This window comes from Acidobacteriota bacterium, from assembly GCA_016184105.1.
In the GTDB taxonomy this organism is placed as follows: Bacteria; Acidobacteriota; Vicinamibacteria; order Vicinamibacterales; family 2-12-FULL-66-21; genus JACPDI01.
In genome coordinates this window covers 53305-68390 of sequence record JACPDI010000010.1, presented here as the reverse complement: position 1 = coordinate 68390, position 15086 = coordinate 53305, and the positions used below count along the sequence as shown (strand labels likewise).

The window sequence follows — 15086 nt, the reverse complement described above, 5'->3', positions numbered from 1 at the left end:
GCGTATGAAACCTCATCCGCTCCCGCTCGCGGCGGGCGCGATCGCGGTCGCCCTCGCCGCCTCCCCGCTGCTCGATGCGCAGCCCGCGGGCCTCGAGCGCCGCATCGACGATCTCCTCGCGCAGATGACGATCGAGGAGAAGCTCGGCCAGCTTCAGCAGCTCGATGGCCATGCGGACGGGCGGTACCGGGAGGAACACCTCGAGCTCGCACGGAAAGGTCTGCTCGGATCGACCTTGAACGTCCGCGGCGCCGAGCAGGTAAACGCCCTGCAGCGCGCCGCGGTGGAAGGCTCGCGGCTGAGGATTCCCCTCATCTTCGCCTTCGACGTGATCCACGGGTATCGAACGGTCTTTCCCATTCCCCTGGGCGAGGCTGCCACGTGGGATCCCGCGGCAGCGGAGCGATCGGCGGCGATCGCGGCGGCGGAAAGCCGCGCCGTCGGGCTCCACTGGACGTTCGCGCCGATGGTGGACGTCGCACGGGACGCACGATGGGGGCGCGTCGCGGAAGGCGCGGGCGAAGATCCGTTCCTGGGCGCCGCCTTCGCGCGCGCACGCGTGCGCGGTTTCCAGGGAGACGACTACAGCCGGCCCGATCGCGTGGTCGCCTGCGCGAAACACTGGGTGGCCTACGGGGCGGCGGAGGCCGGCCGCGACTACAACACCGTCGACATGTCCGAGAGGACGCTCCGCACGGTGTACTTTCCGCCGTTCCAGGCGGCGGTGGACGCCGGGGTCGGTACGTTCATGAGCGCGTTCAACGATCTGAACGGCGTGCCGACATCCGCCAACCCGTTCACGCTCACGCAGGTGCTCAGGAAGGAGTGGGGATTCGACGGCCTCGTGGTGTCCGATTACCGCTCCGTCGTGGAGTTGATCAACCACGGGCTGGCCGCAGACGAGGCGGACGCGGCGCGCCAGGCGCTGGCAGCCGGCGTGGACGTGGAAATGGTCAGCCGCTCGTACGTGAGCCACGGCGTGCGGCTGGTGAGGGAGGGGCGGCTCCCCGTGGCCGCGCTGGACGAAGCCGTGCGCCGCGTTCTGCGCATCAAGTTGCGCGCGGGCGTGTTCGATCGGCCGTACGCCGACCCGGCCCGCGAAAAGGTCACGATCGGCAAACCGGAATTCCGCGCCGCGGCCCGCGAGATAGCCGCCCGCTCGATGGTCCTCCTCAAGAACGACCGTGCCGTCCTGCCGCTCTCGCCCTCACTCGGCACGATCGCGGTGATCGGGCCGCTTGCCGATAACCGCCACGACATGATGGGCAATTGGACGGGCGACGGCAGGGAGGAGGATGTCGTGACGGTCCTCGAGGGCATCAAGGCCGCGGCGAGCGCCGCCACGAAGGTCGTGTACGAGCAGGGCGTGGCGCTTGACGTCAAGAACTTGATGGCGGCGGCGCAGGAGAGCGATGGATCCGATCGCGCTGGAATCGAACGCGCCGTGCAGGCCGCGCGAAGCGCCGACGCGGTGGTACTTGTGATAGGGGAAACTGGCGCGATGAGCGGCGAGGCCTCCTCCCGCACGTCGCTCGATCTCCCCGGCCGGCAGCTCGAGCTTGCGCAGGCCCTCACCGCGACGGGCAGGCCGACGGCCGTCGTGCTCATGAACGGCCGGCCGCTGACGATTCCCTGGCTGGCCGACCACGCGCCGGCGGTCCTCGAGGCGTGGTTTCCGGGCACTGAGGCGGGACACGCCGTCGCAGACGTGCTGTTCGGCAAGGTCAATCCCGGCGGCAAGCTGCCGATCACGTTTCCGCGTGCAGTCGGGCAGGTGCCGATCTACTACAACCACAAGAGCACGGGGCGCCCGCCGGATGACAAAGACAGGTACACCTCGAAGTATCTCGACGTCCCGTGGACGCCGCTCTTCCCGTTCGGCCACGGCCTCAGCTACACGGAGTTCAAGCTCGGGAGCCTGCGTCTCGGGGCCGCGCGCATTCCGCCGAACGGTGGCATCGACGTGTCGGTCGACGTCACCAACGGCGGATCGCGCGAAGGCGACGAGGTCGTACAGCTGTACGTTCAGGATGTGGTCGCAAGCCTCACGCGTCCCGTGCAGGAGCTGAGGGGCTTTCAGCGTGTCACGTTGGAGCCCGGCGAGACGCGACAGGTGAGGTTCAGTCTTGGTCCCAGGGAACTCGGCTTCTACGACCGCGACATGAAGTGGATCGTCGAGCCGGGCGCGTTCCGCGTGCGCGTCAGCAACAGCTCGGTGGGCGGGCTGACGGGTACCTTCGAGGTGAGATAGCCCGTGAGCCGCGCAAGATCGCTCGTCACCCTGCTCGTCACCCTGTGCTTCGGCTCGGCGGCGGTCGCGGGATGCGCGGGCGGGCGTCCCTCGGCGCCCGCGCCGGCTGCCCAACGCGGCACCGCGCCAATGCCGCTGTCGGCCGCAGACGAGGCGCTCCTCGAGGATCTCTCGAAGCGCTCGTTCATGTTCTTCTGGGAGCAGGCCGATCCCTCCACGGGAATCGTGCGAGACCGCTCGCGCACCGACGGCTCTCCGGTGGACGGACGCGCGAGGGACGTGGGCAGCATTGCCTCCGTGGGGTTCGGGCTGTCCGGCCTCTGCATTGCCGCCGAGCGCGGCTGGCTTCCCCGCCGGCAGGCGATCGATCGCGTCCGGACGACGCTCCGGTTCTTTGCCGAGCGCATGGAGCATCACCGGGGCTGGTTCTACCACTTCGTGAACCTGCGAACGGGGGCGCGCGAATGGAAGAGCGAGCTGTCCTCGATCGACACGGCGCTGCTCGTCGCCGGCGCGCTCACCGTGCGGCAGTGCTTCGCTGATGACGCGGAGATCCCGCGGCTTGCCGAGACGATCTATCGCCGCATCGACTTTCCGTGGATGCTGGCGGGAGACCCGCTGCTCCTCTCCATGGGCTGGAAGCCGGAGAGCGGGTTCGTCAAGGCACGATGGGATCACTACTGCGAGCTGATGGTTCTGTACCTGCTGGGCATCGGCTCGCCGACCCACCCCCTTCCCGCCGAGTCCTGGCTCGCCTGGCGACGCCCGGCGATCACGTTCGGCGAATACTCGTACATCGGCGGGCCGCCCCCGCTGTTCGTCCACCAGTTCGCGCACGCGTGGGTGGACTTCCGCGGCTGGCGCGAGCGGCAGGCGCCGCACATCGACTGGTTCGAGAACTCCGTGACGGCCACGCGCGCGCACAAGGCGTTCTGCCTGCGGGTGTCGGACGAGTTTCCCGGCTACACGGAGCACGTGTGGGGCCTCACGGCGTCCGACAGCCGGAAGGGCTATGTGGCGTGGGGTGGACCGCCGCGCCACAAGGCGATCGACGGCAGCGTCGTCCCGTGCGCGGCGGCGGGTTCCCTGATGTTCACGCCCGACATCACGCTGCCCGTCATGCGCGAGCTGCGCGAGCGCTTTGGCGACCGCATCTACGGGCGCTACGGCTTCGCCGATGCGTTCCACCCGACGGACGGATGGGTGAACCCGGACGTCATCGGCATCGACGTCGGGATCACCCTCCTGAGCGCGGAAAACCTGCGCACCGGGAATGTCTGGCGCTGGTTCATGCAGAATGGCGAGATTCCAGCGGCCATGCGGCGCGCGGGCCTGGAGCGGACGGCCGGCGCCCCGCCGCTGATCTCTCCCGTTGGCTCACGACCGCCAACGCAGTAGCGTATGCGTTGGAGACCCGGGCCCTGGCCCGGTGCGACGCGCAGGGAGGAGTCATGCTGAGAGAATTCCGGGAGTTCGTGTCGCGCGGCAACGTGCTCGATCTTGCCGTGGCGGTCATCATCGGCGCGGCGTTCGGCAGGATTGTGACGGCGCTCGTCGAGGGCGTGTTGATGCCGCCGATCGGGCTGGTCCTCGGCAACGTGGACTTCTCGAGCCTCTTCGTCGTCCTCGATCACAGCAAGGGTACGCCGGAATCGCTGGCGGCCGCGAAGACCGCGGGCGTGCCGGTCATCGCGTACGGCGCGTTCATCAACGAGATCGTGAACTTTCTGATCGTCGCCTTCGCGATTTTTCTTGTCGTGAAACAGGCGAACCGGCTCAAGCAGCCGGTGGCCCCGACCATGAAGGAATGCCCGAAGTGCCTGTCGGCCATTCCGCTCGCGGCGCGGCGCTGCTCCGCGTGCTGCGCCGACCTGTAGGCGCTACGGCTTTCGGAAGAGCGACAGGAACAGCGAAGCCGGCTGGCTCTCAGGCGACCACATCAGGACTGTCCTGACGTGCGTCAAGGCGGCTCCGGCCTCGCGTTCCACCACCTCCGGCGGCACGCCGTGGCCGTTCCGGTTCGCGGGAACGCCGCGGGGGACCTCCGAGTTCGGCCTCGGCGGGAAGTCGACGATCGCGAGCCTGCCCCCCGGTTTCAGCGACGCGGCGACGCTGCGAATGATGTCCTCGGGGCGCGTGAGGTGGTGATACACGTCGCGGATCAGGATGGCGTCGCAGCAGGCGGCCGGCAGATTCGCGGCGTCTTCCGACGCCTCCACGACAGTCACGTTCGTCAGCCGCTCACGTTGCACCATCTCGCGCAGCGCCGCGAGCTGGGCGGCACCCACTTCGGTGGCGTACACGCGCCCGCCCGGGCCGGCGACCGTCGACAGCCGCGCCGTCCATGCGCCGAAGCCCGCGCCCACGTCCGCGACGGTCACGCCCGGCTTCAATTCCAGCAGCTCCACGAGCCGCGGAACCTCGATCTCTGCGGACTTCAGCTGCGCGTCGGTCAGCGCGGTCTGCTGCGCTCGGGCGGGAAGCGCGAGGCAGGCGACTGCCGCGGCGGTGGCCATGGCGGGGATGACGCGGGTGGCGAAGGGCTTCATGGCGCGCAAGTATACCTGCTCCGCGATCAGCCCCGGTAGCGATCAATCTGCTCGTAGGGAATCTCGCGAAACGGCGGCAGCCCCGCCGCCTTGATAATGGTCATGAGGCCTTGTCGATCGTGGAACTCCATGCCGTCGCGGTTGATGATGACGGTGTCGGGGTATAACGGCGCGAGCCGGCGGAACTCGCCGTCGATCAAGCGGAACCGCCGGACCATGTTGTCGGCGGCTTCATGTGGACGGTTCCGCTGGCGGATGTGCTTGTCGATCGTGTCCGTGCTCGACGTGAGCACGATGGTCCGGTCGGGGCGCCACGCCTCGCCGATGGCGAGCACCTTGCGCAGCTCCGCGTGGTGCTCCGGCGGGTACTCCGCGATGTGCGCCTCGAGCGTGATGCGCGCCCCTTCGAAGAAGATCACCCTGTCCGGCGCGTCGTGCGTCGCCGCGTCGCGGTAGTTCGCGTCGTACAACCTCGCGAAGTAGGCGGTGACGCCCACCGCATTCAGGCCCGCCCCGATGTCGGCGAGCACGCGCGGCTCCCAGACCCCTTTTTCTCCCTCGCCGTACGACCCGTTGTGATACAGGTCGCCGAGCTGCCGCACGAGGGTGCTCTTGCCGATTCCCGGTCCGCCGACGATCGCCACGCGCATCGATTACTTCGACACCGGATTGCCGTCGACATCCAGCAGCACGATGTCCCCGAGCTTCAGCTCGCGAAGCGGCCCGTCGACCTTCGCCCGGTCGCCGACCAGCAGCATCGCGGACGCGTCCGGCCGGACGTATTGCTTCGTGGCCGCCTCGATCTGCGCGGGCGTCACGGCGTTGGTGGCGTCGTACTCGCGCTGCAGTTCGGTCATCGGCAGCCCCAGCGTCCACAGCGTGGCGATCTGGCCGGCGACGCGCGACAGCGATTCGAACTGCTGCGCGTAGCCACGCACGCGACGCGTCTTCGCATGCGCGAGTTCCTCGGCCGTGATCGGGCGGTTGCCGGCGAGGTCCTTCAGCTCTTTCTGGAACTCCACCACCGAGGGGGCGGTCTTGTCCGTCTGCACCCCGCCGCTCGCCGTCCAGCTGCCACCGCTCGAGAGCGGGCTGAAGTTCGAGAACACGCCGTACGAGTACCCCTTGTCCTCGCGCAGGTTCAGGTTGAGGCGCGTCCCGAAACCGCCGCCGCCCCAGACCGCGTCCACCAGCGACAGCGCGTCGTAGTCGGGCGACCTGCGCGGGATGCCCGGCAGCCACTGCGCGACGACGGTCTGGGCAGATTCGGGGCGGTCGACGAAATACATCCGGCCGCTCTGCGCCGGCGCGGGTGCGGGAATGCGAATGGCGGGCGCGGCGCCGCCGGCCCAGCTCCCGAAATGCTGCCTGGCCAGCTCGGTCGCCTGCGCAAGCGTCACATCGCCGGCAAAAATCAGCGCGGTCGAGCCCGGCTTCCAGCGCGCCGCGTGGAAGGCGGCGAGGTCGGCGCGCGTCAACGGCTCGATCGTGCGCTTCAGCCCCTGGACCGGTCGGCCGTACGGATGATCGGCACCGAACGCCAGCATCGGCGCGAGGCGTCCCGCAACCGCGTTGGGGTTGCGGTCCTGCTGGGCAAGGGCGTCGAGCAGCCGCTTCTTCTCGCGCGCGACCTCCGCTTCGGGAAATGTCGGGTTCTGCACCGCGTCGGCGACGATCGCGAGGGCAGGCGCGAGGTTGCGCGACAGCACGTCGATGCCGAGCCGCGCGCTCTCGCGTCCCACCGATCCGGTCAGCGTCGTGCCGAGCGCGCCGAGCGCGTCCTCAATCTCCAGCGCCTTGCGCGTCTTCGTCCCCATGTCGATGTTCGTGAGCGTGAGCTGCGCGGTGCCCGCCTTGCCGGCGGGGTCGGCCACGGCCCCCGCGCGCGTGACCAGCGAGAAGGTGACCTTTGGCAAATCGCGGCGCTCGACGACGAGGATCTCGAGGCCGTTGGGCAGCGTCGTGGTCTGCACGACAGGTGCCGTGAAGGGCCGGTCGGTCCCGAGCGGCGGCATCTTGGACCGATCCACCGCGGAGGTCGCCGGCCGCTGCGACTGCTCGGGATGGAACCGCACGACCGCGCGGTTCGGCGTGTCGATCCAGCGCGCGACCGCCAGCCGCAGCGAATCCGCCGTGACGTTCCGATACCGGGTGATGTCCGCCTCGATCTTGCCCGGATCGCCGAGGAACGTCTGATATTGGTTGAGCACGTCGGCCTTGCCGCCGAAGCCGCCGATGCGCTCGAGGCCGGAGATGAACTCAGACTCCTGCTTCGTCCTGGCGCGATCGAGCTCCGCCGCGGCCGGCCCTTCCTTCGCGAGCCGCGCGACCTCCTGCTCGATGATCTGCTCGATTTCAGCGAGCGATGCGCCGGGCCGCGCGGTGGCAAACACGACAAAGAGCCCGGCGATCTCGCCGCTGATGTTGAAGGCGCTGACGCCGGACGCGAGCTGCCGATCGTACACGAGCGACTTGTTCAGGCGCGACGAGAGACCGTCGGCGAGCACGCGGGCCGCCAGATCCATCTCCGCTTCGTCTTTTCCGAAGTACTCCGGCGTCGGCCACCCGACATACACGCGCTCGAGCGAGACGCGGTCCTTCACCTCGAAGACCCTGGGGCTCTCGAGCCGGGGGACCCAGCGCGCGGGACGATCGAGCGCCGGACCCGGAGGCAGATCGCCGAAATACTTCTGCACGAGCGCCTTCGCTTCGGCCGGATCGAAATCCCCCGCGATGGCGAGCGACAGGTTGTTCGGGGCGTAGTACCGCCGGAAAAAGTCCTTCACGTCGTCCAGCGCCGCGGCGGAGAGGTCCTCCTGGCTTCCGATGACGGGCCATGAATAAGGATGGCCCTCCGGGAATACCGCCTCCGTCAGCATCGGATACCACCGTCCGTACGGCTGGTTCTCGTAGCTCTGCCTGCGCTCGTTCTTCACGACGTCGCGCTGGTTGTCCAGTTTCTTCTGGTCCGTCACGTCGAGGAGCGTCGCCAGGCGATCGGACTCCAGCCACAGAAGCGCCTCGAGGTTCGCGGACGGCACGGTGGCGAAGTAGTTCGTGCGGTCCTGGCTGGTGGTGCCGTTGACGCCCCCTTCCCTGACGTTCGCGCCGGCCCGTTCCACGTGCGTGAAGTACTCGCCGGGAACGTTCTTGGACCCCTGGAACATCATGTGCTCGAACAGGTGCGCGAAGCCGGTGCGCCCCGCCCGCTCGTTTTTCGAACCCACGTGGAACCACTGGTTCACGTGGACAATCGGCAGCTTGCGATCGACGTGCAGGATGACCTGCAGGCCGTTCGGCAGCGTGAACGCCTCGAATTCGAGCTTCGGCATCGGCGCCCGCTCCGGCGCCTGGCTCATCAGCCCCACGGGGCCTGCCAGGAGCACCAGCGCGAGCGCGGCCGGCACAGAACGCAGTCGTGCCATGAATCACTCCCTCCAGCGATTGGACAAGACGAGATTCTATACGGCCGCCGGTCCGTCGTCGCGATCCGCGAGAGGCCGAGGGTTTCGGCCAGCGCGACGACGGCAGCGTCGACGAGACCAAGGCCTTGCTCACTTCCGAGCGGTCCGTCAGGCCGATTCATTCAGCAACTACACGGTTGCATTTGGAGCGACGCCTCGTCCACAATATGCAACCTGGAGGTTGTATATGGAAACGGTCACGGATCGCATCGAGAAACGCGTCGTGCTGCGAGCGGCGCGCTCGCGTGTCTGGCGCGCGCTCACCGACGCCAAGGAGTTCGGCGAGTGGTTCCGGGTCACGCTCGAAGCGCCGTTCGTGGAAGGGGCGACGGTCCGCGGGAACGTCACGCATCCGGGCTACGAGCACCTGACCATGGAAGTGCTGGTCGAACGAATCGAACCTCAGCGGTACTTGGCCTATCGCTGGCATCCCGCCGCCGTGGATCCGAGCGCCGACTACTCACACGAGCCCACGACGCTCGTCGAGTTCACGCTCGACGAGACCGCCGAGGGCACCGTGCTCACGATTGTCGAGTCCGGCTTCGACCGCATCCCGCTCGCCCGCCGCGCCGACGCGTTCCGGATGAACGAGGGAGGCTGGACGGAGCAGGCCCGGAACATCGAACGCCATGTCACGAGGCCGTAACGCCGCCACGGCGCTGAAGGATGCCGCACCGGTCTTTGCGGCGCTTGGTGAGACGACGCGGTTGAGACTCGTCGCCCGGTTGTGCCACGAGGGCCCGCTCTCGATCGCGCGGTTGAGCGAGGGAGCCGGCGTCACCCGCCAGGCGGTCACGAAGCACCTGCACACCCTGGCGGAAGCCGGCCTCGTGCACGGCACGCGCTCGGGACGCGAACGGATCTGGCAGCTCGAGCCGAAGCGCCTCGAGAACGCGCGACGCTGCCTCGATCAAATCTCCACCCAGTGGGACGCCGCGATCGACCGGCTGCGCGCCTTCGTGGAGGGGAAACCGTGAACCCAAAGCGACGGCCGGATCAGCCGAGGATGCCGTACGTGTACGCGCTCGGGTGCAGATCTCCGGCGTGAAACCGATCGTGGCGGAAGATGCCGATGTCGTAGCTGCGGCACTGTCCGTCCAGCACCAGCTCGGACACGATTCGGCCGACGGCCGGCGAGATCTTGAACCCGTGGCCGCTGAAGCCGACGGCGCAGAAAAACCCCGGCACGCTCGGGATCCGATCGATGACCGGCTGTGAATCGGGCGTGACGTCGTACAGCCCCGCCCATCCGCTTCGTGCCGTGCCCTCTTCCATAATCGGAAAGCGGCGGAGGAGGGCGGCGGCGGCGGCGACGACTTCGTCGTGCGTGGCAACGTCGACGTAGTTGTCCGCGTCCACGGCGCGGTGGTCGTCCTGAACGGAGCCCACCATCATGCCGGCCCGGCCGTCGGGCTTGAAGTACCAGCCGCCGATGAGATCCCCCCAGACCGGCGTCGGGTTGCGCCACGACGCCGGCCGTTCGGTCACGACCACCGCGTGCCGCGTGACGGTGATCGGAATCTCGACGCCCGCCAGTGCCGCAATCCTGGCGCCCCACGCTCCCGCCGCATTGATGACCGTTCCGGTGGCGATGTCCCCCTTGTCGGTCGCGACACCCGCCACCTTTCCGCCGTCAAGGCGGAGGCCGGTGACCGTCGTGCGCTTCAGGATCTCCACGCCCAGGCGCTTCGCCGCGTCGGCGAAGCTGTTGGCCGCCAGCGTCGGATCCGCGTAGCCGCCGTCGGGATCGTAGGCGCCGCAGGCGACGTCCTCGTCGAAGAGCTGCGGGTCGAGCGCCTTGAGTTCGCCAACCGAGAGCAGCGACTCCTGGATCCCGATGCGACGGTGCATCTCGACGGTGGAGGCCAGGACGGTTGCGTTCTCAGGTCCCGACAGGAAGACCACGCCGCACTGGACGAAGCCGGCGTCCCCGCCGGTCTCCTCGCGAAAGTGCTCGAACACGCGGACGCTGTCGCGCGCCATCGCCGCAAGGGTCTCGTGCGTGTAGTGCTGCCTGACCACGCCGCTCGACACGCCGGTCGGCCCCGACGCGACGTGTCCTTTCTCGACCAGGACGACGTTCCGGGTGCCGCGGCGCGCCAGGTGAAAGGCGATGCTGCACCCGTTGACCCCGCCACCCACGACGACAACTTCGGCTGTCTTGGCCATGCGCGCCTCCACCTTCCTCGAGCGACCGTACCGCCGGATGTCAGCAGATCCTACATCACGGGAGGACGCGGTTCGAGCGTCCGGGCGTGCGGGGCGGCCGCGCGCGCCGCGGCGGCATCCCGCGAGCCGCGGTCGGCTTCATCCACACGGATCAGCAGCCACAACAACGCGCTGGCGAGCCCCAGGATCGAGCCGGTCGCCAATGCGACCATCCATCCGAATCGCTCCACGAGAACCGGTACGATGAAGGTCGAGACCACACCCCCGAGGTTGCCCGCGGTATTCATGATGCCGCCCGCCGTACCCGCGTGAGCCCCGGAGATGTCGATGGCGCCCGACCAGAACGGGCCCTCGGTGGACATCAGAAACGCGACGCTGAGGGAGAGCGACGCGATGGCGAGCCCCGCATTCTGCGTGCGGGCTCCCCACGCCAGGAGGAGCGACGAGACGACGAGCCCGTTGATCGCCACGACGCGACGCCCGACGCGCGGCCCACGCCTCGAGGACAACACGTCACACACGCGGCCGGCGACAGGCACAACGACGAGCGCGGTGATCCAGGGAAGGCTCGAATAGACGCCGCTCCTCAGGATGCTGAGCTGCCGTTCGTCGACAAGATACAGATAGAACCAGAAGACGAAGATGAACAGCACGTAGCTGTCGAGGAAATAGCTCGCCGAGATGAGCAGCATGTTCCGGTTGCGGAACAGCGGCCAGTGGATCACGTGGCGCCGGGGGCCGCCACGCGCGACGCTGCCGCCGGCCGGCAGCTCCCGGCCCGCCGAGATGGCGCGCCGTTCCCGCTCGTTCACCGACGAATGATGCGCCGGGTCATCTCTCGCGTACCACCACCAGAGCGTCGCGATCAGGAATCCGAACACCGACGTGACGTAGAAGGACGCCCTCCAGCCGCTCGCGACCATCAACCGCGAGATGAGCGGAGGAATGAATGCCGATCCCAGCGCCATACCCGCAATGACGAGCGCGTTCGAGAACGCGCGCTCCGACGGGGGCACCCAAACCCCGATGGCGGAGGCGGCCACCGGGTAGGTCGCCGCCTCGGCGACACCGAGGAGAAACCGAACGCCGAGAAGCACGGCCAGCGTGGCCGCCGCCCCTCCAACGACACCAGGCAACGCCCCCGTCATGAGCGTCGTCAGCCCCCACAGGGCGGCCGCCGCGGTGAGGACGAGGCGCGGGCCGAACCGATCGCCCAGCGCGCCAGCCGGTACCTGGAAGATCGCGTAGCCGATCATGAAGGCGCTGAAGATGTGGCCCAGCTCGATCTGGCTCAGGTGCAGGTCGGCCCGCATGAACGCGGCGGCGATCGAGATGTTCGTGCGCAGCGCATAGCTGACGAGGCTGAACGCGGCCAGCAGCGCGACGATGCGCCATCGAACCGTCGTCGCGGGGCCGGGGTCTGGCGAGTCCGCCACAGGTCCTCCGAGCGATACCGTACACCACTTGCGGGATTGGCGTGAGCGACCGGCTCACTCGCAGCTAGGCAAGCCTGGCGTCCGGCGCGGCGCGTTCGTCGAGCGCCTCCGGCATGGCCGCCACGCCGCCGACGAGCTGCGCCAGGAGGGCGGCGACGATTGTCGCGACCGCGCGCACGGATGCCCTGTTTTCGCGGCCGTGCGGCAACTCGATGGCGAGTACACCCGCGCAGCCGCCCGGCGCCATCAAGGGCACGACCAGCGCGCCGCTCGCGTGCTCGCCGCCGTCAATCGAGCAGGTCTGAGCCGACCGGAACGCTGCGGCCGTCGCATTGTCCGCCTCGCGCCCGACGCCGGGTAAGTGCGCGAGCACCTTGGGCGAGTAGCCGTGTGCGAGCGCGGGTCTCAGCTCCCCGGCGCCCGCATCCCACACCCAGACGATGAGGCCGGTGGCTTCGAGAATTGTGCCGGCCTCCTGCAGCAGCGGCTGGACCTCGCTGGCGTGTTCAACTCGGCCAAGTTGGGTACACAGATGCGCGACCGCCAGCAGATCGAGGTCGGCCGACGGGGATTCCTGGGCGTCCATCACACCCGTTGTCCCGGCCGGGGCTGGCTCCGGAGCTGGATGCGCGGCAGCCGGAGCGCGTCGAAGCCGGGCCAGGGAGCCGATCGCCGTGCCGACGATGTAATGGAGCCGGGTCGGGGGACCGGCATTTCGTCCCGCGGTATCGGTCGTGGTGGCCAGCGCCGCGGAGATGTCGGCGGCTTCCGCCGGCTCAGGGTGAACCTCCACGAACTCGCGCAGCGCGACATCGGGATCCACGCCGATCGCCTGCGCGTACGCGCGAAGATACGCACGGCGAAAGATGCCTGAGGGCCAATGCGACAGGTCGTCGCGCTCCAGGGCTTCAAGCAACGCAACCTTTATCTTGGTCTGCTCGGCGATCGTGGCGAGCGCGATGTTGTGCGCTTCACGCTGCTGGCGCAAGCGAGCGCCGAAACTCTCACCCATGCGGAACACCTCTGCGACGTCCAGGACACGCGGACACAGGTCGCGGTGGGAACGTGATGGAAATCCGAATGGCTCACAGCCCGCGAGGGACAATCACCGCGCAGCCTCTGGCGAGGCGTCCCCGTGGCGGTGAGGGCCGGAAGACCTTTCGCGAGAGTAACAACATGTGCGCACCAGTTCAAGGGCGGAAACGCGCGCACGGTTGAGTTAACTCGCGTGGGGCGTCAGGTGACAGATAAGTGGGACAGTCACACTTTTCCCCTGTTTCGCGGAAAAGTGTGACTGTCCCACTTATCCGCTACCCCGTCATCTTCATCGTGCCGGAGAGCAACGAGTCGTAGGCCGCCAGATCGAAGATGCCATGTCCTGACAGGTTGAACAGAATGACCGTCCGCTCGCCGGATTCACGCGCGCGGCACGCGTGCCGCACGACGCTGTGGATGGCGTGCGCCGACTCGGGTGCCGGAATCGTTCCCTCGCACCGCGCGAAGGTCATCGCGCTTTCGAACACTTCTCCCTGCTCGTACGCCTCCGCCTCGATCAGCCCCGCCGCGAGCAGATGGCTGACGAGCGGCGCCGACCCGTGGTAGCGCAGACCCCCGGCGTGCACCGGCGTCGGGACGAAGCCGTGCCCGAGCGTGTGCATCATCATGAGCGGGGTCGTTCCCGCGGTGTCTCCGAAGTCGTACTCCCGCTTCCCTGCCGTGAGCGTCGGACACGCGGCGGGCTCGGCCGCGATCGCCCGCAGCCGCTTCCGCGAGCCAATCAACTTGTCCTTCAGAAACGGAAACACGAGCCCCGCGAAATTGCTGCCGCCGCCGTGGCAGGCGATCACGAGGTCCGGATACTCGCCGGCCAGCTCCATCTGCTTCTTCGCTTCCTGGCCGATGACCGTCTGATGAAGGAGCACGTGGTTGAGGACCGAACCCAGGGAGTACTTGGTGTCCTCGCGTTTGACCGCGTCCTCGATCGCCTCGGAGATCGCGATCCCGAGACTGCCGGGTGAGTCCGGAGACTCGGCCAGAATCCTGCGCCCCGCCTCCGTCAGGCGCGAGGGGCTCGCGACGACGTCGGCGCCGTAGGTCTTCATCATGATGCGCCGGTACGGCTTCTGCTCGTAGCTGATCTTCACCATGTAGACCATGCACTCGAGCCCCATCAGACGGCACGCGCAGGCAAGCGCGCTGCCCCACTGGCCCGCGCCGGTCTCCGTCGCGAGCCGCTTCACCCGTTCCTTCTTGTTCGCGTACGCCTGCACCAGCGCGGTGTTCAGCTTGTGGCTGCCGACCGGGCTGACATGTTCCGACTTGTAGTAAATGTGAGCCGGCGTATCGAGCGCCGCCTCGAACGCCTTCGCGCGAAACAGCGGGCTGGGGCGGTACAACCGATAGATCTCCCGCACCTCATCGGGGATCTCAATCGTCGGCGACTGCGAGACCTCCTGCGCGATCAGCTCCATCGGGAAGATCGGCGCCAGCATCTCCGGACCGATCGGCTCGCGCGTGCCGGGATTGAGCGGCGGCGGCAGCGGCGTCGGCAGATCCGGGACGATGTTGTAGAAGTGCGTGGGAATGTCTGATTCCGGCAGCGTGATTTTTGTGTCGATCATCGTCGCGTCACTCGGGTTGGGTTGCACAACCGTAGTGCCTGCTGCCGGAGCGTGTCAATGCGTCCAGAGCGACATAGTTCATCGCCCCGGGCTCTCGCTGGTGGTCGGGCGCACGCCCCAGCGTTCGCGCATGCGCGCCAGCATGCGTTCCCGGATTCGTTCCCGTTCCTCGGGCGTCATGGCTTCCCATCGACGGCGGTAGTGCGACCCGGATCCGCCGCGAAGTCCAAACCCGCCGAAGAGGATCCGGCACAGCGCCAGGAGCCCGAGCGCCTGCCAGAAGGTGATCTGCGGAAAGCCGAAGAGCGCCGGCAGCAGCCAGTTCCAGAGCTGCCGCACGATTTCAGTGCCGACGGCGATGAACGCCAGGAAACCCAGGATCGCCAGCGGGGCGATGCTGTTTGAAGCTGCGTCCTTCCAGCTCGTGCGCCACGAACACGTCGCGCTGCTCTCCTGGCAGTTCCTCCAGCGCCGCCTCGAGCTCGTCGAGACGGTCGCGGGGTCCGTGCCGGGCGCGTCCTTCATCTATATGCGTAGACGAACGAGGGAGCGGAATATTGTAAGGGCGCCGGTCCCGCCTCACGCGCCGCGCCGGC

13 protein-coding genes are annotated in these 15086 nt (G+C 68.1%); 5 read left to right on the top strand and 8 right to left on the bottom strand.

Annotated elements, in window-relative coordinates; translation table 11 throughout:
• Positions 1-4 precede the first annotated feature (4 nt).
• Genes bglX through mscL form a run of 3 tightly spaced genes read left to right on the top strand, consistent with a single transcriptional unit; the run spans position 5 to position 4128 of the window.
• Positions 5-2251, top strand: coding sequence for a beta-glucosidase BglX (gene bglX / locus HYU53_03245; GenBank protein ID MBI2220203.1), 2247 nt, complete (start codon positions 5-7; stop codon positions 2249-2251).
• A gap of 3 nt (positions 2252-2254) precedes the next feature.
• A complete protein-coding gene (locus tag HYU53_03240) occupies positions 2255-3649 on the top strand; it encodes a hypothetical protein (GenBank protein ID MBI2220202.1) in 1395 nt (464 codons plus the stop codon).
• 53 nt (positions 3650-3702) lie between these two features.
• Positions 3703-4128 (top strand): large conductance mechanosensitive channel protein MscL, encoded by a 426-nt coding sequence (mscL, locus tag HYU53_03235; protein MBI2220201.1) that lies wholly within the window; start codon positions 3703-3705, stop codon positions 4126-4128.
• Positions 4129-4131: 3 nt separating this feature from the next.
• Here mscL and HYU53_03230 read toward each other — a convergent pair whose 3' ends face one another.
• From HYU53_03230 to HYU53_03220, 3 genes are read right to left on the bottom strand one after another with little or no spacing between them, the layout of a single operon-like run.
• Positions 4132-4800: a methyltransferase domain-containing protein gene (locus HYU53_03230; protein MBI2220200.1), complete on the bottom strand. Its 669-nt coding sequence runs from the start codon at positions 4798-4800 to the stop codon at positions 4132-4134.
• A gap of 26 nt (positions 4801-4826) precedes the next feature.
• Positions 4827-5444 carry a hypothetical protein gene (locus HYU53_03225; protein MBI2220199.1) on the bottom strand — a complete coding sequence of 206 codons (618 nt, stop codon included), beginning with the start codon at positions 5442-5444 and terminating at the stop codon, positions 4827-4829.
• A gap of 9 nt (positions 5445-5453) precedes the next feature.
• Positions 5454-8225, bottom strand: coding sequence for an insulinase family protein (locus tag HYU53_03220; GenBank protein MBI2220198.1), 2772 nt, complete (start codon positions 8223-8225; stop codon positions 5454-5456).
• 226 nt (positions 8226-8451) lie between these two features.
• On the opposite strand from HYU53_03220, the gene HYU53_03215 reads away from it, so the two are divergent.
• Both HYU53_03215 and HYU53_03210 read left to right on the top strand, forming a co-directional pair.
• Entirely contained in the window at positions 8452-8910 is a 459-nt protein-coding gene (locus HYU53_03215; protein ID MBI2220197.1) for an SRPBCC family protein, read from the top strand.
• Positions 8894-9241: a helix-turn-helix transcriptional regulator gene (locus HYU53_03210; GenBank protein MBI2220196.1), complete on the top strand. Its 348-nt coding sequence runs from the start codon at positions 8894-8896 to the stop codon at positions 9239-9241. The genes HYU53_03215 and HYU53_03210 overlap by 17 nt, the downstream gene beginning before the upstream one ends.
• Before the next feature lie 19 nt (positions 9242-9260).
• Here the strand turns inward: HYU53_03210 and HYU53_03205 are convergent, their stop codons facing one another.
• From HYU53_03205 to HYU53_03185, 5 genes are all read right to left on the bottom strand, one after another.
• Positions 9261-10433: an FAD-binding oxidoreductase gene (locus HYU53_03205; GenBank protein MBI2220195.1), complete on the bottom strand. Its 1173-nt coding sequence runs from the start codon at positions 10431-10433 to the stop codon at positions 9261-9263.
• Positions 10434-10483: 50 nt separating this feature from the next.
• Positions 10484-11869, bottom strand: a complete 1386-nt coding sequence (locus HYU53_03200; GenBank protein ID MBI2220194.1) for an MFS transporter — start codon at positions 11867-11869, stop codon at positions 10484-10486.
• 64 nt (positions 11870-11933) lie between these two features.
• Positions 11934-12974 carry a helix-turn-helix domain-containing protein gene (locus HYU53_03195; GenBank protein MBI2220193.1) on the bottom strand — a complete coding sequence of 347 codons (1041 nt, stop codon included), beginning with the start codon at positions 12972-12974 and terminating at the stop codon, positions 11934-11936.
• A gap of 205 nt (positions 12975-13179) precedes the next feature.
• Positions 13180-14490, bottom strand: a complete 1311-nt coding sequence (locus HYU53_03190; GenBank protein MBI2220192.1) for a TrpB-like pyridoxal phosphate-dependent enzyme — start codon at positions 14488-14490, stop codon at positions 13180-13182.
• A 78-nt stretch (positions 14491-14568) separates the two neighbouring features.
• The gene (locus HYU53_03185) at positions 14569-15015 is read right to left on the bottom strand and encodes a hypothetical protein (protein ID MBI2220191.1); all 447 of its coding nucleotides are present in this window, start codon (positions 15013-15015) and stop codon (positions 14569-14571) included.
• Positions 15016-15086: the final 71 nt, after the last annotated feature.